Here is a 22,758-nt window from a genome sequence, read left to right as displayed (position 1 = left end):
AAGAAGCTTCCGTTAGTTATTAAAACGGAGGCTTCTTTTTAGTGTGTAGAGGCTAATAACCAGCCTTTACTCTTACTTAGGTCAATCAATCTCGCTCCAAGTAGCGCATAACGCATATGGAGTTCACTATATTTGGTTAGATGTGTTTTCTTTACTGCCAGCTCTAAAGCTTGGCTTACGGCAATCAAAGAAGAGGCAATATTCATCGATAAAATAGCACTTATTTCGCCATCATTAATGAAAGATTTCCCACGAATATCCGTTATTTTCATTTTACTGTATTCTATTGATGCTGTTGGTGCCAGCACACCGTTTTCCTTTAATAGCAGTGTTAGCTGTTTATTTTCCTCTTTTAAACATTGAATAAATTCCAATGTAAGGATTTTTAAGTTTTTATCACGCGTATGCTTAAAAAAAGCATGACTGGAAGCAATATAGCCTTGATTGATCCCAAGCTGTGACCAAAGCTTGAAAACCTCCTTAAATCGTAGCGATGCTAGATTTTCATTTATCATTGTCATCCTGACACTTCCTAACTCTTAGGTTGATTTAAGATTAGGATGTAGCAGTAAATGACATTCTATTCATCTTTTACAATAAAAAATGTATAAGAGGTCGCTAATAGTAGGTGCCATAAGGGTACATAGGAGGGTAACGATAGGGATAAGGGTATGGACATGGTTTCATATATTGCTGTGGCATGGTTGGTTTATAAGGGGCTTGATCGGTTGCTGATTGGACACGATTGCAGCCTTTTGCTGGTCCGATATAAGTCGTAGGAACAATCGGTGCAATCGTTTTCTTCCATTGTTCTTCATCTAAACAATACGTATGGGCCATAATATTGGCTGGTGTGAATTTTAAGATATCAGAGCCTAAAATGACCTCTGGCGTTGGCGCATCAAAAATAGCAAGTAGATGCGTGTCATCTTCTGTGGCTACTTCATAATGCCACCAGCCCTGTGGTACATTCGCAACCTGCCCAGGCTTGATAGGATAGTTTTGAATTTTCTTGGTAAAGGGATTCAATATAGAAACCGTTGCTGCTCCTGCAATACAATAGACAAGCTCTGCAGCATTTTGATGGTAATGTGGCTCGATGACATTGTCTTTACTTAAAAAAATATCAAGCAAAGATGTATTTTCTAATGTATTTAATTGTTCCACACCGAGAATATTAATGTAATTTCGGGAGTCTTTTTTAAAAAGCGTACTTTTATTGACATCAAAAGTGAACGCTGCAGAAGGGGAGTTATAATCGATATTTGAGCTGATACTTACATCCTTTCTCATATAAATTGAGCTATTCATCATCATAGATTATGTTTTAGGTACTTCTAGACTTACACAAATGCCTAGCTACAGTCAGCCTCTGTCTGGAAAAAAATTAGCTAAAATTACCACTTCTATTTCAGAACATACGTGCGTATAATAAAAACACAAACGTTTGTTCTTAGTTATCAAAAACTCTGTTCAACATGAACGCAAACAGAGTCAGTAAAGGAGCATTCAACATGAAAGAACAGTTGATAAAAGCCATGCATCGTCACCAAATCGTTCACATGATGTATATAGCGAAATCAGGTGCCATTACGAAAAGGCGCGTGAAAATTATCCACATTAAAGGTGGTGATTCCTTTACCGCCTTTTGTTTTACAAGGCTAGCGAAGCGTACGTTTCATATTAACAATGTTCTAGCACTTCTGCCCATTCTCCAACGGGAGTCTGAGGTGATATGAATTACAACGACTTCCCACAGAAAGATATTTTTTGTATTGATATGAAGTGCTTTTATGCAAGCTGTATTGCCATGCTAGAAGGGCTAGATGTGCTGACAGATCCAATTGCTATCATCGGTAATTTTGAACAACCTGGTAGTATTGTGCTGGCTGCATCACCAGTGATGAAAGAAAAATTTAACATTAAAACAGGGAATCGGCGTTATGAAATTCCCAAACATCCAGATATTAAGTTGTTTGAACCAAAAATGTCCTTTTTTCTAGAGATGTCCATGGCCATTACGCGTCTGATTGCACAATATGTCCCTCCAGAGGCGATCCATGTTTATAGTGTGGATGAAAGCTTTATAGATCTAACAGGCACGGAGCAACTTTGGGGTTCGCCTGAGCAGGTAGCCAAATTGATTCAGGAAGACATCTATGAAAAGTTTCGCATTCCGTCCGCCATTGGCATGGGACCAAACATGTTGATGGCTAAATTAGCATTAGATTTAGAGGCAAAAAAAACAGGCTTTGCCAAATGGACCTATGCCGATGTCCCAACAAAGCTTTGGCCAGTGCGTCCTTTATCTGATATGTGGGGGATTGGGAAACAGATGGCAGCCAATTTAAATGCGATGGGCATTCAAACAGTCGGTGGATTAGCCCATGCCGATTTAGCCGAATTAGAAAAGCGCTTTGGTATTATGGGTAATCAATACTATTACCATGCATGGGGCATTGATCTCTCCACATTAGGTGAGCCATTGGTGAACAATGCGGCATTAAGCTTTGGGAAGGGCCAAATGCTCATGAAGGATTATCACACACGAAAGGATATTGCAGTTGTACTCCTAGAAATGTGTGAGGATGTGATGCGACGTACACGGGAAGCAGGCTATGTCGGGCGGACTGTTAGCTTGGGGCTCTCTTACAGTCGCAATGCGATGACGAAGGGGTTCCATCGCTCAAGAACCATCGAAATTCCAACCAATGAGACCCTTGTTATGTATCAGACTTGTCTGGACTTACTAGATGAGCATTTTGCGGGTGAGCCAGCGCGTCAATTATCTGTTAGACTGACAAATTTAGAGGCAGAGCGTAGTATTCAGCTTGATTTATTTGATGAGCGTAAGGACCAGCGACAGGTCATTGGTCATGTCATGGATGCGATTCGTAGAAAATATGGAGTGGTGGCCTTATTACGCGCAGCCTCCTATACCAGCGCTGGTACAGCTATTTCACGGAATCGCTTAGTGGGCGGGCATTTAGCATAAGGAGTGGAAAAAATGATAAGAGATAGAGGAACGATGAAATGGACAGCGATGATGCTACCAGAGCATTTAATGCTTTTGAAGGCATGGAAACAAGAGGTGTTGACAGAGTTGCCTCGGGAACATGCTGAATGGGAGCTTGAAGAATTACAGCAAATAATCACACAAGCATTCACACAGCATAACTATATTATGTTAACTATATGGGAACATGGTAACTATGTGCAATGGGGAGGTACCATTCAAGCGATGAACGAGGACCAGCTGCTACTAGAAACCATTACCACAACGAAGCACATCCCGTTAAGATACATTTATGCTGCTCGTATAGAAGATGATGGATGTGATTAATGGAGAGCAACGACGATTATTACATCAATATTTGCTGCTTGATTTAGCTGTGAAATCCTTACAGCACGATCTAACAGTGGCGGAGCATTTTAAGATGAAGCGTGTATTTTTACCTGCTATGGATGCTTTATTAAAGCAGCTACACAAAGATTATTTTCAATTAAAACGTCAGCTCGCCCAACAAAAAATACGATTAGTTGGCTGGCATCGAATTGATGATTATTTTAGTGATGTGCAGGTGGCTACCGCAGGCAATGATGAGGTACTACGCTATGCCAATCAAGCGTTAAAAACACAAGTCGAAGAGCTAATGAATAAACATTTACACAATGCCTAGGCTTACGTCTACGACGAAAAAGCCAAAAGCTGATGACAGGAGTGGTCAGCTTTTGGCGGCTTTATTTCTCGATAGGTTTCACATCAATTTGCTCAACAAGAAACTCATTGTTAGTACGATTAAATTGATAGGTAATACGAACATCGGCTACATAAATAGGTGAGATGCCAATCGATCCAGGGATGTTTAACATTATTTTTTGATTTTCTACTGTATAAATAACCACACCACCGAAAGCAAGTTGCGCTTGCTTGATATCTGGTGCTGGATCAAAGTCATAATCAAATGTAGATTCTTTTCCCTGTGCTTTCATCGTAATCGCTAATGTGCCATCATCTTTTTTCGTAATCGTTGATTCAATAGTATGTGCAACGATGTCTTCATAATGTTGGACATTCATCTCCGATAAATCCTCTCCATTTACCACATGAATCTCATAGTGATTGAGGCCTGTCCCTCGTCCAGTTTGGATAATAATAGCAGCCTCTTCCTTATGATCATTTGTCAGATCTGTATAGAATAACTGAGGTTTAGTTCCTGTATCAGGGATTGTCCAGTCAAAATTTTTCCGCTTACCATCAATATCTAAAGTTACCTCTGTAATTTCATTTTGTGCTTCATTTCGTGCAAATAATCTCACCTTCTCATCATCGGAAACGGCGATCAATGGAGCCTCATGCTGTATCTCCAGCTGTGATGAGACCTGTTCAGCAGGGGTGTTTACTGTCTCATTTGGAACAGTAACACTACATCCAGCTAGTAGAGAAATTCCTAATAACCATAGCCACATCTCTTTTTTCAATGTCTAGTTCCACCTTTTCTATAGCTAATTGACTTTATTATACTGTATAAACATGCCCCATAGCAGTTGAATTCGTGAAGGAAAAGCTTATATGCCAGGGAGTGGAGGTGTAACAATGAAATTCTTAGAGATGGTAGGGGAAAATAGAATTCCATTGTTTGTAAGGTACGTCTCGCATTTTGAAAAGCAAATGAGTGACGATTTCTTTACAATGGCAAATTCATAACGATTTGTTCACCAATAGGTCCCATTCTTCTTTCTTCATGATCCATAAAGCCTACTTTGACATATAAATTCTGTGCAGCTATATTTTTATGATTGACGACTAACACTACTTCATTACATTCTTTAAACTCCTGCTTCACAAAATCAGCAAGTGCAGACATAGCCTTTTTAGCATAGCCCCTACCTTGCTGCTGATGGTCGATGGACAGGGCAGTTAGTAACATTGCCTGAGGATTACTAGAATATTGTTGGACTCTGTCCGTTGCATGAAGCACAAAAAAGCCGACAGGTACGCCACCACTTAAAATCACAATTGGATACTGTCCGACCTTCTCGATTGAAATCTCTTGAGGAAGTGCCGTAAATTGGTGTTGTTCTTCAGGTAATTCAAAACGATTTAACTGCTCTACATAGCTTTCAGAGAAATGTACTAACTCAATATTCGTTGTTTCTTGCATAAAAAAGCCCCCTTTTCTAATAGTTTAACCAGAGAACAAACGTTCGTCAAGGAGGCTTGTATAAAATAATGTGGGGGTAGGTCATTTTAACTTAAAAGGGTACCAAAAAGTAAAATAAAAGAAATACTAATCATCACAATAAGTGTAATGACCATTGTTAAAATTCCTCGAAGCAAGGTCGTTAAATTTTTAACATTTTTCATACCGACCAGGCTTAGGTAGAAACAGGCAATAGACAAGAGTAGTGTCAACAGTAATGGATGGAAATGAAGATAGGTGTCAAAGAAGTCTTTCATTGAACCTGATAGAAAAAATAATAGAATACAGCCCAAAGATAAGATAAATGACCAGAGATTTAAATTAATTCCCATTGTTTTCCTCCTTCCTATAAAAACGAATTTGTTGTAGGAATGTTCCGATGATTCCGCTTGATAGGGAAAAGGAGAAACTAAATGTGTGCTGCTAGAACAGGGTCACTCGGACGAAAGTGACCCCAAGTACCAAAAGGAGTGTAAAGTAAAGTTACAAGAACTTTACACTACTATTATTATGTGAAGCTAGCGGTTTAAGATAGTTATCTATCTAAATTACTAACTTTTAATTGTGAGTAAAAATAAATGAGCTAGAAAAAAACGAAAAGGGGAGGAGATTTGAATAGCTGTGGTAGCGATTCATGGTAAAAAGGCTTTAGCTTCTGTAATGGAACAGAGGCTAAAGCCTGAGACGATCAATTAACACATGAAGCTAGCACCAACGATAATAAGAAGGATGAATAGTACAACAATAAGCACGAATGTAGAGCTATTGCCGCTTCCATTGTCCCCGCCACAGTAATTATTGAAATTACAGTAACTCATGAAACACACCTCCTTTCTTTCTTTTAAAGTATGTATTGGACAAAAGGGGGGTATTAGCGAGTAGAGAAAAAATGAGTTGTCCCTTCATTCGGGAATAAAGCGGTGCAAGCTTTACTTTATTATTATGATGGAATAGTAGCTTGAGTTAGTTGTTAGCCTGTATAGCATCAAGAATAATGAAACAAATACTACTAATTGTTTTGGTATTCAACACGATGTAAAAAAACATCCGTTCTAGGATGTTTTTTTAGTATAACGGCTGCTGCGTATGACAAGGGGGGAAGCCGTTCACATCATGAATCATATGAAGGTCGTATTGCTTTAAGGCAAATTGACTTTGATACAAATATTCAAGAACAAGCAGTTTTCCTCCTGATACGCCACAGAGGACACCAGAAGTTCCTTGACCATTTGTAAAAGAAACACCAACAGGCTGACCGATTAAATACGGAATTTTATGTTGCCAAGGCACAATAGCCACTCCTTTCACTATAATATATGAAAGGCGTAGCTAGAGGTTCTTACCTTCACAAAATCGTACACTCCGTTTGTGGAGATGCTAACTAAATACTGACAAATCAATCATTCTTTCATTACTATTTTTATGGTAATATAAGTTATATATGGGGTTATAAAGAATTTTTAGTTATTAACGATTGGGAGGAGAATGGATGAAATTTAAAAAGGGAATCACCTTTATTCTAGGTCTCTTACTACTTATGCTTGCTGCCTGTACACCAACAGAAAAAAGTGAGAGCCAACTTCATGAGAAAAAGCAAATAACAGATGATGAAGAGATGGTGTTCTCATTTGAGCACCCTCAAACCAAACAAAAATACAAAATCATTCATGCCAATCAACTGTTTTATCCGTATATGGAAAAGGTCAAAGAGAATCCGAATCTTTCAAGCTCGGAAACTCTGGATTTGTACAATAAGGAAGTTATTCAACCGATCTACCAGGATTGTTTTGAAAATGGGGAATATTATCATATGGCAGAAACTCTGCTTAATACGGTTCCTAGCAGGCTAACAGAAATACAAATGGTGAGTGAAAAAATGGAAACACATAAAGCAGAAATCAATCAACTCATTCAAGAATCGCTATTGAAATCCGCAGACCTCTTACCCTCTCAAAGCGATGTAGCTGTTTGTGTATTCCCTTCAGCAACCAATAATAGAATACCCTTCGCAGTAGGAGCGGGCAAAATCATCCTCCCGCTTTATCTAAATGTTTTGGATGATGGTATAAAGTCAACTGTTGCTCACGAATACCATCACAGCGTTTGGGCGGAAAAATATTTAAATAAAGATGTCGGAGCTTCGGTATTGGATAGTATCGTCTTTGAAGGAAAAGCGGTCATGTTTGAAAAAAACGTTTATCCTGACTACGGCTATACAGCAAAGAATGTAACTTACAACAAGGAATTATGGTCTAAAGTAGAACCTGATTTACATAAGTACGACAGTAATCGTACCTCAGACATCTTATATGGTGGAAAAGGGTTACCGAAAAATTATGGTTACAGTGAAGGCTATAAGATGGTTAAAAACTATCTTGACTTGCATCCTGAACAAACACCAGAGGATTGGACAGCCTTAAGTGCACAAGAAATTTTCGAAGAAGGAAAATACTTGGAACACTATCAATAACTATTTTATGACACTTATTTGTGAGAGTACAAAATTAAAGAGCACTTTTACTGATTACAACATGAACTAGTAAAACATGCAGCATAATGATAGGACTTTCTCAATCGAAAAAACAAACAATAAGTCACTACGGTTTTAAATCGCAGTGGCTTATCTAATGCCGCACAGTCCTATTAGGATGATTGGAATGAGGAGAACCTTCCCAAGAACAATGCAACGGCTTTTAATGAATTAAAACTTGGGGAAATCTCCAACTAAACAGAGTATGTAAAAAGGGATAGCATTGTACAAAAACATCTTGGGGGCGATGTTAAAGGTGCTATCCCGACATTAATGTATGTGAAAGAACTTATAAACATTACCACTGTAAGTAAATTGAAAAGTAATTGAAATAAGGGTGTAAAGCTTTTATTATAGGTATAATCCTAGGCATCATGGATAAAAAAGGTGGTTTTTCCTTATCTGCTATGGATGAATTTATATTTTCATTTAATAGAAAATTTTTAGTACATATTTTAAATATAATGTCGATTATGAATTGGTTGATTCGCCACCATCTACATGCAAGACTTGCCCTGTAACATGCCTAGAATCATCTGATGCTAAATAGACAAAAGTAGGGGCGACTTCAAAGGGCTGAGCCATTCGGTTAAATAAATTAGTTCCATGTAAGGCGTTTTCATCAGAGGAAAAGCTAGAAGGAATAAGTGGTGTCCAAATACGGCCAGGGGCTATCGCGTTGACACGAATCTGTTTTTTGGCAACGCTTTTAGCTAGGGAACGAGTCCAGCCTACGATAGCCGCCTTTGTAGCAGAATAATCGATGAGTAAAGGTTCTCCAGCATAAGCCACAACGGAGGCAGTGCCAATAATGGAGCTTCCTGCTCGTAAATAAGGGAGAGCGGCTTTTGTCGTATAGAAGTGAGCATATACATTTAATTTAAAGGTTTCATCAAACTGTTCATCCGTGATGTCTGTCAGCTCATTTTGCTGAAATTGAATCCCAACATGGTTACATAAAATATCCAATTGACCAAAAGTGTTCATCGTTTCGGAAACAATGTCTACACATTGTTTTTTAAAGCGAAGATCTCCAGGAAGCAGCAGACATTTTTGTCCTAATTCTTCAACTCTTTTTTTCGTTCTTAGCGCATCTTCATGCTCATCTAGATAAGCAATGGCCACATCGGCCTCTTCTTTCGCAAAGGCAATGGCAGCAGCTGCACCCATCCCGCTATCACCCCCAGTAATAAGCGCAACTTTTCCCTTTAATTTACCACTCCCTTTATAATGAGGATTTTCTATGATGGGTTTAGGAACCATTAAGCTTTCCAATCCCGGTTGGCGTAATTGTCTTTGTTCAGGTTGAGTAAGTGGCACTTCTTTATATTGCGTAATCTTCCCATAGACAGGATATTGCGGGTATGGATCTTCCTTTTTATTGTCCTCAAACCACTTTTGATAAAAGTGGATTTGTGCTAATAATTCACGATAGTCCTTGTCATTCGGATTAGTAATAACCAATCCCTCCTTTTCAACATATACTATGAAAGCTTAGCTTTTTGTGTTAAACATCCAAACAAGCCGTGAAGGAAACAGGAGGACTGAAAATGGAGGTTGAATTTTTCCCAGAAGTTACGCGATTATTAGAAAATGAAGCGTCTACACTTGAGATCCATTATTTGAATGACACCTGGTTAACACCAACCATTGGCGTAAGACCACCTTATTATAGCTACCCAATCTACGAGTCATATTATCCGATTTGGGACAATGAATAAACTGTAAACGAAGAAGCCATCTGATGCTGAAAAAACAACACCAGATGGCTTCTTTATTTATAAGAATATTAATAATTTTTAATCTCTTCGAAAGTCCCGAACGTTGCATCCCGTAGATTAATTGTACCATATATATTTTTCTTCCCATCAATCACTAGCACCTTTGGATGCATGTATTGTCTGGGAATACTTGATTTTTGTCCGTCCGTTTTGTGGAATGCTAAAATTTGTTGCAATGTCACATCATCGGTATACGTAAATCCACCGAAATCATCATTATAGGTATGGAAAGGTACCGGCCGAATGATAGGTAAATAATAAAATGTGCGATCTTTTAGTACTTTTCCTTCCAATAGAACATCTCCATTATTTGTTACTGTGTAACGCTTATCACCGATATGATTCATGGCATCTGTATCAGATACCATCACACCTTGATAGTCGAAATAATATCGGTAATGCACCGTCTTGGGTGTTCTTATAATTTCTTCATTTTTCATAGATAATACATTTCCATTGATTGTATGCTCTATTATGCCAGAATCACTGTTTATGAAATACATAGATATACCTTGTTTATCTAAATATCCTGCTTGTGAACCATATTCTTTTCCTGTATCTAATAATTTGTAATGCGCATCTGTAAAACTATGCATTAAGAAAAGGTTCATATTGATATATCCATGTTGACCTGGAATGTATTTTTTTACAATGGAGAAAGCATTTGATTGCATAAATTGATTTCTTAACTGTAATCGTGATTCGTGAGGGCGACCAAAAAGGCTAGTCCCTTCAATTACCACTTCTTCGTCGATGGCAAAGTTACCATCATAGCGTGCATAAATATGAAGAAGAGAATTAGAAAAGGACACTTGTAAATGGGATTTATTGATCGTTGTTACATTTGAAATTTTTTGAAATCCTAGCTCTTCAGCTGTTTTTTCAAAATGAATAACATGGTGATTGCGCTCAATTAATTTGATTGTTCTTGATAAAAAAGAAGCAAAATGCACACGTGTCACACTGTTTTTGGGATAGAAAGTATCTACATTGGAAATGCCTAAAGCATTAAGTGCCTCTATATAGGGTCTAGCTTCTTTATTTGCTTTCTGTATATCCACTACATCACTTTGCAAATCATAGGCATAGTCAATCAATGAATAGTTTCGGGCTAATACCATAAGTCGGTTTAACGTTAGTGCCATTTGTTCTCGTGTCATGTGATTATATGGATTTAGGCGTCCATTTTCTCCTTTAAAGATGCCATTATCGTAAAGTAAAGTTGAATACTTTAGCAATTCACGATCCTTCACACGAAGGGGCATATCCATAAAACGATCCATTTCCTCCCAATTTTTATCAACCTTCGCTATGCCGTTCTGTTCGATATATCGTCCCATCATTACGACAACTTGACCACGAGTAATCGTCGTGTTTGGGGAAAAAGTTGTCGGTGTTGTCCCCTTAATAATATTTCTTTTTGTTAGATCCTGTACTTCTTGTTGCATTTGATTCGGCAGTTTTTTTATATCATCAAAGCCACTTGCAGAGACAGAAATGTGATTCATTAAAAAAACGAAACAGAATAAAACGAACATTATTGTATAAATAAGCTTTCTTTTCATCTTTCACCTGCTTTAACCAATATCCACAAAATGATAGCATGTTTAAACAGATAAATTCTATTGGTAATGAATAACAAATATAAAGTAACCCAGAGCTAACTAGATTTATTTTGCAGAAGGCTGTGTAATTGCAACTACTTTAGGTTCTCTTCACAATAATTTGCAGTGGCAAGTTCAAGTGATAAAAAGAGATTAATAGCATTAAATACGTTAAGATCAAATAAGGTGAAAGTTATTCATTCTTTTCAGTTAGTAGCGATAATGTTGAAAGGCAGAAATTCCTTTCACTTAAGAATATATTAATCGGCAACAAGCTACAGGTTTTCATTACATTTTGTCATGAGAAAGGATGGTAATATGAGTAGGAATTTTATTATCTTTGGAGCTAGCCAAGGATTGGGAGATGCATTTGTTAAGGGGTTACCTGTCAAAGGAGATACAGTATGGATGGTAGCACGAACGAGACCCAATAGTTTAGAGCTAAATGATGGAGTAAATCGTCACTGGTTATCCATTGATCTGTCTAGTCAACAACAAATTTCCACTTTAAAAGAAGTGTTACAAGGCATTCCGCTCGATGTATTAATTTATAATGTGGGTGTATGGGAAAAGCGTGGTTTTGAAGATGATTATACATTTGATAAGGATGAAGTAGAGGATATTTCGAAATTAATCAATATCAATCTAACTTCTACTATTACATATATTCAGGCACTTTTACCCAACTTAAGACAAGCGAAGCAGGGAAAGGTTATTTTAATTGGATCTACAGCAGGCTTAGATCACACAAACAATGCACAAGTTTCATTTGTCACATCTAAATTCGGCGTAAGGGGCATTACAAATGCACTGCGTGAACATTTAAGGAAAGATAAAATTTCTGTCACATGCATTAATCCTGGTGAACTGGCAGCAGAAGTACCCTATGAAGAAGGAGCGGAAAAAGCCATTCATTTATATGAAGGTACACGAATCCCCGTACAAGATATTGTCTCTCTTGTGCAATGTGTAATTAATCTATCAGCAGTCTCCTGTGTAAAAGAAATTAATGTCCCAGCCATAACGGATTTAAATGCATGATTACTCAGTGAACGCTACTCAATATTGAGTAGCGTCTTTTAATAAAAAGGACAAATAGATTCCGTGCCTTAGAAAAAATTTTCACGACCCCTTCACACATAACACTACAATTAAGCTCATATAAATAAAGGTAGTAAAAAAATCAACATCCTTTCATCGTCATAACCAATTCTAAAAATACTTCCAGCCTATTAAATCTTAAGAAAATCTTCAGGTTCTACTAGGAAATATTTAAGATTCGCTGTGTATAATTATAAAAAAAGGAAATTCACGAAACCATTTGAAGATTTAAAACGTATTGGTAGTAGGAGAGAGAATATTAAGTAGGTGAAGATATGGCACATACGATTTACATAGTATTAACCAAAACAGGGACGTTATTATCAAAAGCGATCGGCATGTATACGGGCAAGGAGATGAATCATGCATCCATAGCCTTTGATGAGGGGCTATTTGAAATGTATAGCTTTGGTCGAAGGCAATTGAACAATCCGTTAAGTGGGGGCTTTTTACGAGAGGATGCAGAAAGAGGGCTATTTGAGTGTGCGGATTGTGTTATTTATCGCTGTCGTATATCACATTATCAATATTTAGACATGATGAAAATTGTCCGTTATATGTACTGGAATCGAGATCGCTATAAATATAATTTTATCGGACTTTTTGGTGTGGTGATGCAAAAGGAAGTGAGACGTGAGCGTGCTTATTTTTGTTCCCAGTTTGTAGCGACGCTACTAAAGGTGGGAGGGCTAAAAATAGTTCAAAACCCAGCATTAATGACGCCTCATTGCCTAGCGCAATTACCGTATTTAGAGAAAGTATTTGCAGGGAAATTGGCAGATTATTTACAAACGGTTCGTGAGCCAGCTATGCTATATGGTTAAGATGCACTACCTGACGTTTAAATAGTAAAATAGACACTCATGCGACAATCTTCTATTTTGTAAGAGGATTGTCTTTTTATCTTTCAGCGAAAAACACCCTTCTTTATCGGTGGTGCGATAAATGTACAAATTGTACTTTTTGCTTCAATGGTGTCCCGATACTTTTCGAGCAAGCTCGAAAAAAATGAACGCAATTTCGCTAAGGCGTCATCAATATTAGTCATATTTACCCCATATAGAATGTCAATAAACCTAGTTGCTGGAAACTGGAAAATGAGTCCTATTCCTGTTAAAAGAGTCACCATAAAATTGCTATCATAAATAATAGATACGTACGTTCTACGAGTGATATCAGCAAGGAGGATATGGAAATGAGTGATGAAATAGCAGCAGTTGGCTGGGATGCGATTGATCAGGCATTAGCACAGGTATATGGTGAGCAGGAGCCAAAGCATTATGGAACTTTGATTCCCTATTCACTGGGAGGACAAGATCCTTTAGATGGAATTAGTGTTTATAAAAGCGAAACATCCATTCCGCATTGGCATTTTGTTACATATGGCTTCTCGGAACTATATGAAAAGGAATTTGAAAACAAGGACTATAGTGGATATGGATTTGAATTAACATTTCGACTAGTACGTCAACATGATGAGGACGAGCCACCTGCTTGGGCATTGAATTTACTACAGAATATGGGCAGATATGTGTTTAATAGTGGTAATGTTTTTAGAGCGGGAGATTATTTGGATGCAAATGGTCCGATTTGCCTCGATGCCGACACACAATTAACGGCACTAGCCTTTACACATGATCCAGAGCTTGCTGAAATCGATACACCAAATGGCAAGATGGAGTTTATCCAAATGGTCGGTATTTCAGAGGATGAGTTAGAAGCGATGCAGACATGGAATACACTTGGTGTACTACAGGCTGGCATGAAGCAAATACCAAGCTATACTACGGATTTAACAAGAACTTCTCTCCTACAAAATCCTGAAGTTACCGAGGCAGTTGTGCGAGGAATGGAGGAAGATGGCTCTAATACGGGGTTTCTTTTCGTAGATCAACTTGCTTGGGAAGTAGAAAAAAAGAGCTGGTTTAACAAACCGTCTAATGTTGTTCAACTTGGAGCAAAGCAAGCAGCTGTCATTAGTAAATTATTACGTGGACGTATTCTGAAAGATAAAGATCTTACCTTAGTCGGTCAACAAATAACGATAATATTTAAAGCAGGCCCTCAAATAGGCTATTCAGAGAATGGTCAAGAGATTACGATCACATTGAACAAGGCAGCGGTAGAAGAATTAAGTCAGAGGCTGATACCGCAAGAAAGTCAATTCACTATTTCTTCTTTAGCTGGTGTAAGTTTTCAAATTTTGAAGACACATATTAAAAATCAAGAAGGAGCGGTTGTGAAAACAATCGGATAAGATGGATCTCTCGCTAAGGCTTTAGCGGGAGATTTTTCTCTAACAATAGAAAGGGAGGATGTACAGTGAAGCAGTGTGTAGAGCATTTTCTAGCGGCTGTGTGGGAGCAAATCACGGCTGTTTATCAACAAGAGAGTAAACGAATAACAGGGCTGAAAGAGCAAAGTAGGTTACAAGCAGGCATCCTTCAATATTTGAAAGTTGCCTGGAAAAAAGGAAAAAGTCCTAATGGCACAATCTTTATAGATGTTTATGAGCCATTTAGTTGGAGTGATAGCTCCTATAAGGTGGAAGCGGGTTCATACATACAAGAATTTACAGATGTCCAGCATATTGAAGAGCTTTTTAGTGCTTTATGTACTAAAACAGAGGAAGTATTTCAATCTGAGCAATACGGTCCCCGATTTTTTGATTACCGCTTTGAGGTTGTGCTAGAATTTGAACATGATAAAACGGTGCTTCATTATCAAAAGGAGCTGTTGAATAATCGTAAACTAGCGTCAACGAAACAAGTGCTGGCAAGCTTTATAGAAACAAAGGTGATGGCAGAGCTACCAGTAAGACCAAGTGACAATGATGAATTTTTCCTTGCGAAGCATTTGGTCAATCCACATTTTTTCCATCAAACAGCTGAGGAAGTCGAACCACTTATTCATCGGCTTCAAGAAAAGCATCGGGCGAATAAAGAACGTTTAGACAAATGGATTTATTATTATACAATGGCCTTTAAGCAGTGGGCAGAGGAGCATTTTTTAACGCACTATTTTGAACAAGCAGGCGATTATAGGAAAGAGTGGGTATTGAAAACAGAGGACTCGGTACAACAACTAGAGCAGGAAAAACTAGATTTCTTTCTTTATGTCGCGTTGAAGATTGGTCAAAAAGAGCCAGCCACTCGATTAGAATACTTGGAACTTGCGAAGCAGCTTGGCTCGCTGCAGGCAGCTAATTATTTGGAAAAAGGAAGCGGTCGTTTTGAAAGTATAAGAAAGCGGGATGTATTCGAAGGACAGGCAAATGATATTTTACAAACGATTGATATACGAGTGATGGTAGAAGAGGAAAACGCTTATCGTGAAGCCCTTTACTATATCATTCAACTGCTACAAGAAGGTTTTCCAAAGGGCTATAAGCTGGCTTTAAAGAGTAAAGCGAAAAATTATCTTCCTATTAAAAAGTTAGCTAAATCAAAGCTTCATCAATTTTTCGCCAATTGCCTACAATATCCAAATCTTTTCCCTTTATTAGCGGACTATGCCCAGCTCGCTATGGAGGAATATGCTTGGTATCAGGATGTTGAGCCGAGTGAAAAATCAGCTATGCCCAGCACCTATGCGGTTTTTGGATTAGGACTTTATAGCAAGGATTATTTTCCACTTGTTCAACGATATATGTTACTCGTTGATACAGAGCATCAATCCGTGCAAGATGCTTATGCGGAAGCCTTTCTTGAAGCACATGGCTTATCAGTAGAGATGATGCCTGTGTTTGTAGCTATTTTACTTGGTGCAAGTGAATCAGCTAAGCCAATAAAGAACATTGACATCATGGATTTAGATTTGCTCGTGGCACTCGGACAAGAACTTGAAAAGAAAGCAGATTATCAGCGTCCATTTGTTTTATATCGAATATTCGGTAGTTCCAAGAAGCTTGCTCAGCGACTAAAGCAAGAATCAGCACCAATAAGGGATGAACTTGAGAAATTACTGCAATGGATGGATTCCTGAAGGGGGTAGACGAATGGAATGGACGGAAGTGAGTAAATCCAAGGATTTAGAGGTCGTTCGGGAGGCCCTTACTAAATTAGATGTAAATGAGCGAGATGCACGTGGGAGAACACCATTAATGCTTTTTATAACAAATCGAATGCCACATGAAGGAATCAAGCTTCTTTTGGCACAGCATATAGACTTGGAGGCACGAGATAAGCTTGGTGATACAGCAATTAAAAAAGCGGTAAAGTTTAAGCAGAAAGAAGTGATTTCTTTACTACTTGCAAAGGGTGTAAATTTATCTGAGCCAGAGGGGATTACCGCTACAGCTTGGTTTGCGGCAAGGGAGCATGCAAGAATAGCTGATTTATTGGTAGATACACCAGGTGCAATCCGTCTAACTTTGAATGCACAAGAACAACAGCAAGCTGATGCCATTTTATATGAGGATTCTCTCAATACAATGTGCCAGCGCATAAGCAAGGTATCATCAGCTGTTATTTTACATGCCATTGTCAATAGCTATAACTGGGATGATGGCCCCGAGCCTATGCTCGCAGCATTAGCTAATCCAGTTTGTGCCCCTATTACCATGATAGACATGTTTGAGCTAATGGAAGGAGAATATTGGCTAGCACTAACAGAGGAAGAGATAGCGAGTTCCGATTGGAAGCGACCATGGAAAGAGATGGCACTAACCTTACAAGAAAAATTAAAGTGCTAGCTAGCGAGGAGAGAATAATGGACCAAAAAGCAAGGAAAATATTAATGCAAACCTATTGGCAATCTGGTGGATGGCGTTCAGGTGGTTATACCTATACAGAAGAAGATTTTCAATATGCTAAAAGTAAGGGCTTGATGTTTGATCGATTAACGATTTCCCATGATGAATGTGTACAAAGATTGCGACAGCTGCATGAGAAATTCTTAACAAAGGAGCTTGTGGTAAAGGCATTTTTGCATAGCTTATCGACGCGCAAAGTACATTTACGCAGTGCCTTATCGAGCTGGGCTCTTACGCATAATTTACCAATGCATACGTATGATGAACAACCTGTGGCATTGGTCTCCTATAGTGGCTGTGGCTACTGTAATGAGCGGAAAATCATGTCCAATGCTACGTATGTCAATGAAGATTTAAATGTGCTTAATTTTGAACGCATCAAGTGGGGAGGGGTTCGCCTCAATTGGCTCATCTATTGTTTACTAGACTTAGAATGCCTAGTGAAAGAACAAGAAGCATTGAATGTAAGTGAGGATGGCGTAGCCATCTTAAAACAGATGGTAGCAGCAATAGAATCCTGTAACGACACAGATGCAGCTAGACAGCTTGAAAAGCGCTGGAAAGATGTTTTCAAGTCCAATCAACATGAACGAGATGTGGTCATGGAAATCTGGGGTTATGCGGGACTACTCGTATCAAAGGATGATTATCGCAAGGAGCGTGGACGTGGAACTGATTTTATGTCAATGGCGACTTGGAGAGGACAGGATGGCTATTCACAGGAAAAGATGAAGTTTTACTTTGCCTCCTACCTATAAAGCTGAGGATTATTGATATAGCAAAGGAATTTTAAGAGCGGCTACTATAATGAACAGCTGTCATGGTCATGCGTGCAGATTTTACTTTTACCAGAGCTTTACTAGAATAAATAAGAGAGGTGCAGTGAGATGGGGGCTTGGGGATACAAAGCATTGGAAAGTGATGAAGGTTTAGATGTAGTGGCGTTTTTGCGGGAGTTTATGGAACAGCATAAGGAATCCAATCAGCTAACATTATCGGATATTGTACAGGCTATGAAACAGCAAGGCTTTTTTGGTAAAACATTGGAGGATATAGATTTTTTCTACGATATAAGTGCCCTGGCTTTGGCAGAGCTTTATAGTCAATATCTGGATACAGGAACCATTTATGGTCAAGAAAGTAAGGATGAACAAATACAATGGGTAGTAGATGAAAGCTCTTTGACCTTTATATTGCGGTATTTACAGGACATTAGAGATGAAGTACCTGATCAACATGGTAGTAGAGAGATTGTAGAATTATGGCAAGAGTCCAAGAGTTGGCCAGAATGGCAGTCCAACTTAGCCTATCTTATTCAGACGGTGGAACAAGCAATTAACCGTTTGTCACAATAAAAATAGATGGAGTGATTGGAAATGACCTATGATTTTTGGATGATGGCTTCCATCATGGAGTTGGTTGAATATCCAGATGAGACAAGTGATGACTATATAGCACATCCAACTTTACAGACGATCATGGATGTGCTTGAAATCCAAGTACCGATAGCAGAGATTTACGAACGTTATTTTGGTCAATCCATTCATACAGGACATGTTTTAGTATTTGCGAATAAGCAGCAACCACATGTCTGTGTGGTACTTGATACTTATCGAGATCCGCTCGATCAGCTGGATTTAATTCAATTTGGCTGGAGAGTGAACACAAAAGATGTTCACCTAGTAAGACAGCTGACACGAAAACTATTTGATAATTGTGATGAGGGGATTCGCTATGAGGAAGGTCAATCCATTCTCTATCAGGTATTACAAGAACAACGCTATCCTCGAAAACTTTACTATGAGACATTATATGAACAACAGCTGAAGAAATTTTGGGTATGATAGCATCAAAAAGGATTCGTAACACTTTCTATAAAAAGTGTACGAATCCATTTCCTAGAACCTATACAAAGAAAAAGCTGAATAGAGATAGCGCAATCGAAATGATTACAATAGGTCCAATCATTTTCATATGTCGTTTTCGTGCCATTACAACAATCGCTACATATTCACGAATCATCGCATTTGGCCAATAATAAAAGGCTGTCTTAGAGCCAATGCCCTGACTATCTAAGCCCGCAAGTCTTGCATAAATACCCGCACGAAAAAGATGGAAATTATTCGTGGTGAAAATACTGTTATAGGCCTCACCCTGTTTCCGATCATCCATGAGCTGCTTAGAAAATAACATATTTTGATAGGTATTCACAGAGCGGTTCTCCTGGAGTGTATGCTCAATGGGAATGCCTTTTTCTATTGCATATCGTTGCATCGCTTCAGCTTCGGGTAGATTTTCATCAGGACCTTGTCCACCAGAGAAAATAATGGTAGGTGGAGTAGTCACTGCTGCTTGCTTATGATAGAAGTCAATTGCCTTTTGAATTCTACTAGCTAAAAGTGGAGGCACCTTATCATTAATTAATCCACTGCCTAGTACAATAATAAAATCTTGATTCAATCGAGGGCGATTGAATTGGTAGAGAAAATAAGCAGATAAAAAATTGGATAAATGGATAAAAAAATAAAACGTAATGAGTGAAATTCCACCAAAAATGGGCTGGAGGTGGACTGAAAACAAACTCGCTGGATTTATAATCGGTAATAGGATAAAAAGTAAAATGCCAATCGCCACAAGTAATGTTAAGGAATTGGCTAAACGTCTACCTTCTCGCTTCATTAATACTCTCGCATTTAAAAATAAACCAAACATTAAAGCAACAATACCAAAAGGAATTAAAATGAAAAGAGCAATCAGTGGAATAATGACAATAAGCCTTAAAAAGTAATGGTCAGATGCTAAAGATAGAATGACGCAGAATAGCAGAAATGAACAGACAAATAGATTAAATAATAGTCCGTTGATCATTTTTCTTGGGTCTTTAAAGTAAGAAATAAGAAAAACGATGAAAAGAATCAGTGGAATAATGCCAAAATACATACAAAATGCACCTCTAGTGATGGAAGTTGGTTAATGATATCTCTATATTATAAGTAATTATTGGATGAAATCAACCATCGATGAAAAAGTGGAGGGGGAGCATCTAGAAGCTCCCTCTATTTTTTGTGTGTACGATGATAGGTTTTATTGAGGTAATGAATATATTGGGTGCGGGTCAATCCACCCGTTTGGCGATTAAAGTCATCGTAGGAGATATCTTCTGGAAAACTAAATTCAGCGAGTGCCCGCTGACGATCTTCGCGGAAGTGTGGATGATCTAGCGACTCTGTTACAATTCCTTCCTCTTGCTTCAACCAATCACTGGCAACGCCTGCATAGACACCATGATTGGTAAAACGGCTAGCTGTTTGATAGGAGGTGGAAGGTGCAGGTTTACTAATTGTTCCTGTTCCCCAGGATAGACGATATCGAGGCTCTTTCCCATAGTTTAGTGTCACGCCATAGCCCATTGGAAAGACAATATCGGATTCTGTTAACATTTTATGGCCTATCTTTTCATAGCATCCTCGCATAAAATGGTCATCCATCACAATATGGGTTTGAGGGGCCAATGGAGCAGATATGATTTCCTCAAGAGAAGGCAGGCGCTCTGTCGTTGTCAACAAATAGGGCCGTACAAACAATGGCATTGTCATTACATTATGCCAAATACTATCTTCTCCAAAAAGATGATCCTTTTGCATTTGACGTAAATCGCCAATGACAAGCACATAGCCATCTACAAATAAATCGATTTCTACACGAAAAATATCACCTGGCACAGTCTTATAGCGTAGACTTTTCATCTTGGTTAGCTTTTCTAGCTTGTCTGAGTAATCAGCAGGAAGCTGGGAGGGAAATTGCTCTAACCAATTCAAGAGAGCCGACTTAGTCGTTAAATGCTCAAAGCCTGTTAATGGTAGCTGGTAATATGTTTTAGTGTTACGAGCTGTGATATAGCTAGATGGATGGTTTTCATTACCTAGACCAACAGAAAAAACAACGCCTGCAGCTTTCACAGCGGAGATATTGGTATAATTCAATTTCTTTTCTTTTCCACGCGCAGTTTGAGGGACAATGACTTCACGATTACGTGTTAAAATGTCGACATCCGCTTCTTGGTAGCTATGCTCATTCACGAAAATTCTTTTTTTAATGAGATCGCCTTCAAGGCAAATAAAATAATCCTCTCGAATCGGAATCGTTTCCCAATGTGCTTCTAAAGTATGTAGGCCGAAATAGGGGCGCAATGAATTCGTTAACCAACTAGTAAATGGTGTCAATCGAATTTCCTCCTAGCTATTGTTTTGTATTTTGGTCAAGTATACTGAATTTGGTGGGTGTCGAAAATAGCTTAGATGGAAAATAGTTACTTTTATGCAGTGATAATAATTGCTTTTGGAGCAGATGCCTACCTTTTTCTTCAGGCTATAGAACTGCTATAATGACAGACAGAGGTGATGAATATGCATATTGTGACGATTGAAGGCATACCCTATGCTTGGCTTGAACAATTACAAGAAATCCACGCTCACGTTTTTGATGGAGCAAATTTGCCACTCGAAAAGCTAGAAAAGAAAGAAGGCCTTCTTTGCATATTGGCAGTGGAAGGTGACACATTGATCGGCTTTAAACTAGGCTACCCACATCCAGATGATATTTTTTATAGTTGGTTGGGTGGCGTTCATGTAGCACATCGAGGTCAGGGAATTGCAAGTCAATTAATGAAACAACAGCATGAATATATCAAGACTTTAGGCTTTCACAAAGTTCGTACATATGGAAGAAATACATTCAAAGCCATGCTTATTACCAACCTCAAGCATGGTTTCGATATACGATCAACATTTATTGATGAAAAAGGCAGACATAAAATTATATTTGAAAAAACAATTGATTAAGGAGTTTTATACATGAAAGCATATTTAGCAAATGGGTTATTTTCGTTAGGCGATCGTTTTGTAAATGAACAATTGGCAGCAGCTATTCGCGAGGCAGCACCAGGCATCGCATTATATGTACCTCAGGAGAATGAGGCCATCAATGATAAATCTGCCTATGCAGATAGCTTAGCGATTGCCCAAGCAGATTTAGAGATGCTACAGGATAGCGATGTTCTGATAGCTGTATTAGATGGGGTGGAAATTGATTCAGGCGTTGCCGCAGAGATAGGTGCGTTTTCGATGCTGAATCGTCCCATTATTGGTGTGCTAACAGATGTTCGTCAGCAAGGGCGGGACAATATGCAAAAAATAGAGGCACTGATCCGAGATGGGCTAGAGAATCAGTTTGTTTATCGTAATTTATTTGTTGTGGGGTTAATTAAACGCAATGGCGTGATTACATCTTCTATTGAAGAGGCTGTGAAAGCCATACAAAAACTACAGAACGGGGAGGCATCATGATGCTATTAGCTACATCAGACATGGTGGCAGGAAAAGATATCATGGAAACATTAGGGCTAGTGAAAGGGAATTCTGTTCAATCTAGAAATATTGGTCGTGACATGATAGCAGGTCTTCGCAATATTGTAGGTGGAGAAATGAAGGAGTATGCGGAGATGCTTGTGCGCTCTCGTGAAATTGCCACAGAGGCAATGGTAGAGGAAGCCAAACAATTAGGTGCAGATGCAGTTGTAGGCGTTCGTTATGCTACTTCATCTGTCATGGATGGTACATCCGAAGTATTGGTATATGGAACAGCTGTAAAATTCAAATAAAAGAGTACAAGGACTTTCATTCAATGGAAGTCCTTTTTCAATGGTTAAAAAGTGACACATTCATCTAAAATGCTGTAAAATTTTAGTTAATTATGTCAAAAATACAGTCTATTGTGCTGCTTGAAT

General features: G+C 38.4%; 28 protein-coding genes. 17 read left to right on the top strand and 11 right to left on the bottom strand.

Annotated elements, in window-relative coordinates:
- Positions 1–38 precede the first annotated feature (38 nt).
- Together C7B89_RS05830 and C7B89_RS05825 are read right to left on the bottom strand one after the other, a co-directional pair.
- Positions 39–521 carry a DUF3231 family protein gene (locus tag C7B89_RS05830; RefSeq protein ID WP_048392480.1) on the bottom strand — a complete coding sequence of 161 codons (483 nt, stop codon included), beginning with the start codon at positions 519–521 and terminating at the stop codon, positions 39–41.
- Between the two features lie 97 nt (positions 522–618).
- Positions 619–1,275, bottom strand: a complete 657-nt coding sequence (locus C7B89_RS05825; RefSeq protein ID WP_349679724.1) for a cupin domain-containing protein — start codon at positions 1,273–1,275, stop codon at positions 619–621.
- A gap of 239 nt (positions 1,276–1,514) precedes the next feature.
- On the opposite strand from C7B89_RS05825, the gene C7B89_RS05820 reads away from it, so the two are divergent.
- The 4 genes from C7B89_RS05820 to C7B89_RS05805 are packed head-to-tail and all read left to right on the top strand — an operon-like array spanning position 1,515 to position 3,680.
- On the top strand, positions 1,515–1,739 hold the full coding sequence (locus tag C7B89_RS05820) for a transcriptional regulator (RefSeq protein ID WP_115673300.1): 225 nt from the start codon (positions 1,515–1,517) through the stop codon (positions 1,737–1,739).
- Positions 1,736–2,995: a Y-family DNA polymerase gene (locus C7B89_RS05815; protein WP_115673299.1), complete on the top strand. Its 1,260-nt coding sequence runs from the start codon at positions 1,736–1,738 to the stop codon at positions 2,993–2,995. Before C7B89_RS05820 ends, C7B89_RS05815 begins: the two co-directional genes overlap by 4 nt.
- A 12-nt stretch (positions 2,996–3,007) precedes the next feature.
- On the top strand, positions 3,008–3,343 hold the full coding sequence (locus C7B89_RS05810) for a YolD-like family protein (protein ID WP_009370357.1): 336 nt from the start codon (positions 3,008–3,010) through the stop codon (positions 3,341–3,343).
- On the top strand, positions 3,327–3,680 hold the full coding sequence (locus C7B89_RS05805) for a YhjD family protein (protein WP_009370358.1): 354 nt from the start codon (positions 3,327–3,329) through the stop codon (positions 3,678–3,680). The genes C7B89_RS05810 and C7B89_RS05805 overlap by 17 nt, the downstream gene beginning before the upstream one ends.
- Before the next feature lie 61 nt (positions 3,681–3,741).
- Here the strand turns inward: C7B89_RS05805 and C7B89_RS05800 are convergent, their stop codons facing one another.
- From C7B89_RS05800 to C7B89_RS05780, 5 genes are all read right to left on the bottom strand, one after another.
- Entirely contained in the window at positions 3,742–4,482 is a 741-nt protein-coding gene (locus tag C7B89_RS05800; RefSeq protein ID WP_066037246.1) for a hypothetical protein, read from the bottom strand.
- A gap of 206 nt (positions 4,483–4,688) precedes the next feature.
- Positions 4,689–5,165 carry a GNAT family N-acetyltransferase gene (locus C7B89_RS05795; RefSeq protein WP_115673298.1) on the bottom strand — a complete coding sequence of 159 codons (477 nt, stop codon included), beginning with the start codon at positions 5,163–5,165 and terminating at the stop codon, positions 4,689–4,691.
- Positions 5,166–5,251: 86 nt separating this feature from the next.
- Positions 5,252–5,536 (bottom strand): hypothetical protein, encoded by a 285-nt coding sequence (locus tag C7B89_RS05790; RefSeq protein ID WP_036076476.1) that lies wholly within the window; start codon positions 5,534–5,536, stop codon positions 5,252–5,254.
- A gap of 360 nt (positions 5,537–5,896) precedes the next feature.
- The gene (locus tag C7B89_RS05785; RefSeq protein ID WP_103118307.1) at positions 5,897–6,022 is read right to left on the bottom strand and encodes a YjcZ family sporulation protein; all 126 of its coding nucleotides are present in this window, start codon (positions 6,020–6,022) and stop codon (positions 5,897–5,899) included.
- Positions 6,023–6,269: 247 nt separating this feature from the next.
- Positions 6,270–6,494 (bottom strand): hypothetical protein, encoded by a 225-nt coding sequence (locus C7B89_RS05780; RefSeq protein ID WP_004224247.1) that lies wholly within the window; start codon positions 6,492–6,494, stop codon positions 6,270–6,272.
- Between the two features lie 199 nt (positions 6,495–6,693).
- On the opposite strand from C7B89_RS05780, the gene C7B89_RS05775 reads away from it, so the two are divergent.
- On the top strand, positions 6,694–7,674 hold the full coding sequence (locus tag C7B89_RS05775; protein ID WP_115673297.1) for a DUF2268 domain-containing putative Zn-dependent protease: 981 nt from the start codon (positions 6,694–6,696) through the stop codon (positions 7,672–7,674).
- Between the two features lie 531 nt (positions 7,675–8,205).
- Here C7B89_RS05775 and C7B89_RS05770 read toward each other — a convergent pair.
- The gene (locus tag C7B89_RS05770) at positions 8,206–9,192 is read right to left on the bottom strand and encodes an SDR family oxidoreductase (protein WP_036076497.1); all 987 of its coding nucleotides are present in this window, start codon (positions 9,190–9,192) and stop codon (positions 8,206–8,208) included.
- A gap of 92 nt (positions 9,193–9,284) precedes the next feature.
- Here C7B89_RS05770 and C7B89_RS23010 point away from each other — a divergent pair, with 92 nt between their 5' ends.
- Positions 9,285–9,455, top strand: a complete 171-nt coding sequence (locus C7B89_RS23010) for a hypothetical protein (protein ID WP_167444824.1) — start codon at positions 9,285–9,287, stop codon at positions 9,453–9,455.
- Positions 9,456–9,523: 68 nt separating this feature from the next.
- Here C7B89_RS23010 and C7B89_RS05765 read toward each other — a convergent pair whose 3' ends face one another.
- Positions 9,524–11,080, bottom strand: coding sequence for an S-layer homology domain-containing protein (locus tag C7B89_RS05765; protein ID WP_115673296.1), 1,557 nt, complete (start codon positions 11,078–11,080; stop codon positions 9,524–9,526).
- Positions 11,081–11,437: 357 nt separating this feature from the next.
- On the opposite strand from C7B89_RS05765, the gene C7B89_RS05760 reads away from it, so the two are divergent.
- The 8 genes from C7B89_RS05760 to C7B89_RS05725 all read left to right on the top strand — a co-directional run bounded on the left by C7B89_RS05760 (position 11,438) and on the right by C7B89_RS05725 (position 18,817).
- Positions 11,438–12,160: an SDR family NAD(P)-dependent oxidoreductase gene (locus tag C7B89_RS05760; RefSeq protein WP_066037249.1), complete on the top strand. Its 723-nt coding sequence runs from the start codon at positions 11,438–11,440 to the stop codon at positions 12,158–12,160.
- 335 nt (positions 12,161–12,495) lie between these two features.
- Complete coding sequence (locus C7B89_RS05755; protein ID WP_115673295.1) at positions 12,496–13,044, top strand: hypothetical protein; 549 nt, start codon at positions 12,496–12,498, stop codon at positions 13,042–13,044.
- Positions 13,045–13,415: 371 nt separating this feature from the next.
- Complete coding sequence (locus tag C7B89_RS05750; protein WP_115673294.1) at positions 13,416–14,477, top strand: suppressor of fused domain protein; 1,062 nt, start codon at positions 13,416–13,418, stop codon at positions 14,475–14,477.
- A 65-nt stretch (positions 14,478–14,542) separates the two neighbouring features.
- Positions 14,543–16,204, top strand: a complete 1,662-nt coding sequence (locus C7B89_RS05745) for a DUF6138 family protein (RefSeq protein ID WP_115673293.1) — start codon at positions 14,543–14,545, stop codon at positions 16,202–16,204.
- A gap of 13 nt (positions 16,205–16,217) precedes the next feature.
- Entirely contained in the window at positions 16,218–16,913 is a 696-nt protein-coding gene (locus tag C7B89_RS05740) for a DUF4274 domain-containing protein (protein ID WP_115673292.1), read from the top strand.
- A 17-nt stretch (positions 16,914–16,930) separates the two neighbouring features.
- Positions 16,931–17,731 carry a hypothetical protein gene (locus tag C7B89_RS05735; RefSeq protein WP_115673291.1) on the top strand — a complete coding sequence of 267 codons (801 nt, stop codon included), beginning with the start codon at positions 16,931–16,933 and terminating at the stop codon, positions 17,729–17,731.
- Positions 17,732–17,860: 129 nt separating this feature from the next.
- The gene (locus C7B89_RS05730) at positions 17,861–18,328 is read left to right on the top strand and encodes a DUF4259 domain-containing protein (RefSeq protein ID WP_115673290.1); all 468 of its coding nucleotides are present in this window, start codon (positions 17,861–17,863) and stop codon (positions 18,326–18,328) included.
- Positions 18,329–18,349: 21 nt separating this feature from the next.
- Positions 18,350–18,817, top strand: a complete 468-nt coding sequence (locus tag C7B89_RS05725) for a hypothetical protein (RefSeq protein ID WP_103118297.1) — start codon at positions 18,350–18,352, stop codon at positions 18,815–18,817.
- 61 nt (positions 18,818–18,878) lie between these two features.
- On the opposite strand, the gene C7B89_RS05720 is transcribed toward C7B89_RS05725, so the two are convergent.
- Entirely contained in the window at positions 18,879–19,913 is a 1,035-nt protein-coding gene (locus tag C7B89_RS05720; protein WP_048392508.1) for a YdcF family protein, read from the bottom strand.
- A 116-nt stretch (positions 19,914–20,029) separates the two neighbouring features.
- Positions 20,030–21,196: an immunity 26/phosphotriesterase HocA family protein gene (locus C7B89_RS05715; protein ID WP_115673289.1), complete on the bottom strand. Its 1,167-nt coding sequence runs from the start codon at positions 21,194–21,196 to the stop codon at positions 20,030–20,032.
- Positions 21,197–21,379: 183 nt separating this feature from the next.
- Between C7B89_RS05715 and C7B89_RS05710 the strand changes: the two genes are divergently transcribed.
- Genes C7B89_RS05710 through C7B89_RS05700 form a run of 3 tightly spaced genes read left to right on the top strand, consistent with a single transcriptional unit; the run spans position 21,380 to position 22,632 of the window.
- The gene (locus C7B89_RS05710) at positions 21,380–21,814 is read left to right on the top strand and encodes a GNAT family N-acetyltransferase (protein WP_115673288.1); all 435 of its coding nucleotides are present in this window, start codon (positions 21,380–21,382) and stop codon (positions 21,812–21,814) included.
- A 12-nt stretch (positions 21,815–21,826) separates the two neighbouring features.
- The gene (locus C7B89_RS05705) at positions 21,827–22,318 is read left to right on the top strand and encodes a nucleoside 2-deoxyribosyltransferase (RefSeq protein WP_115673287.1); all 492 of its coding nucleotides are present in this window, start codon (positions 21,827–21,829) and stop codon (positions 22,316–22,318) included.
- Entirely contained in the window at positions 22,318–22,632 is a 315-nt protein-coding gene (locus C7B89_RS05700) for a YbjQ family protein (protein ID WP_004225046.1), read from the top strand. Before C7B89_RS05705 ends, C7B89_RS05700 begins: the two co-directional genes overlap by 1 nt.
- Positions 22,633–22,758: the final 126 nt, after the last annotated feature.

Source organism: Lysinibacillus capsici, from assembly GCF_003367505.1.
Taxonomy (GTDB): domain Bacteria; phylum Bacillota; class Bacilli; order Bacillales_A; family Planococcaceae; genus Lysinibacillus; species Lysinibacillus capsici.
The sequence above is the reverse complement of the archived record's forward strand: the minus strand, read 5'-3'. Positions and strand labels throughout refer to the sequence as shown.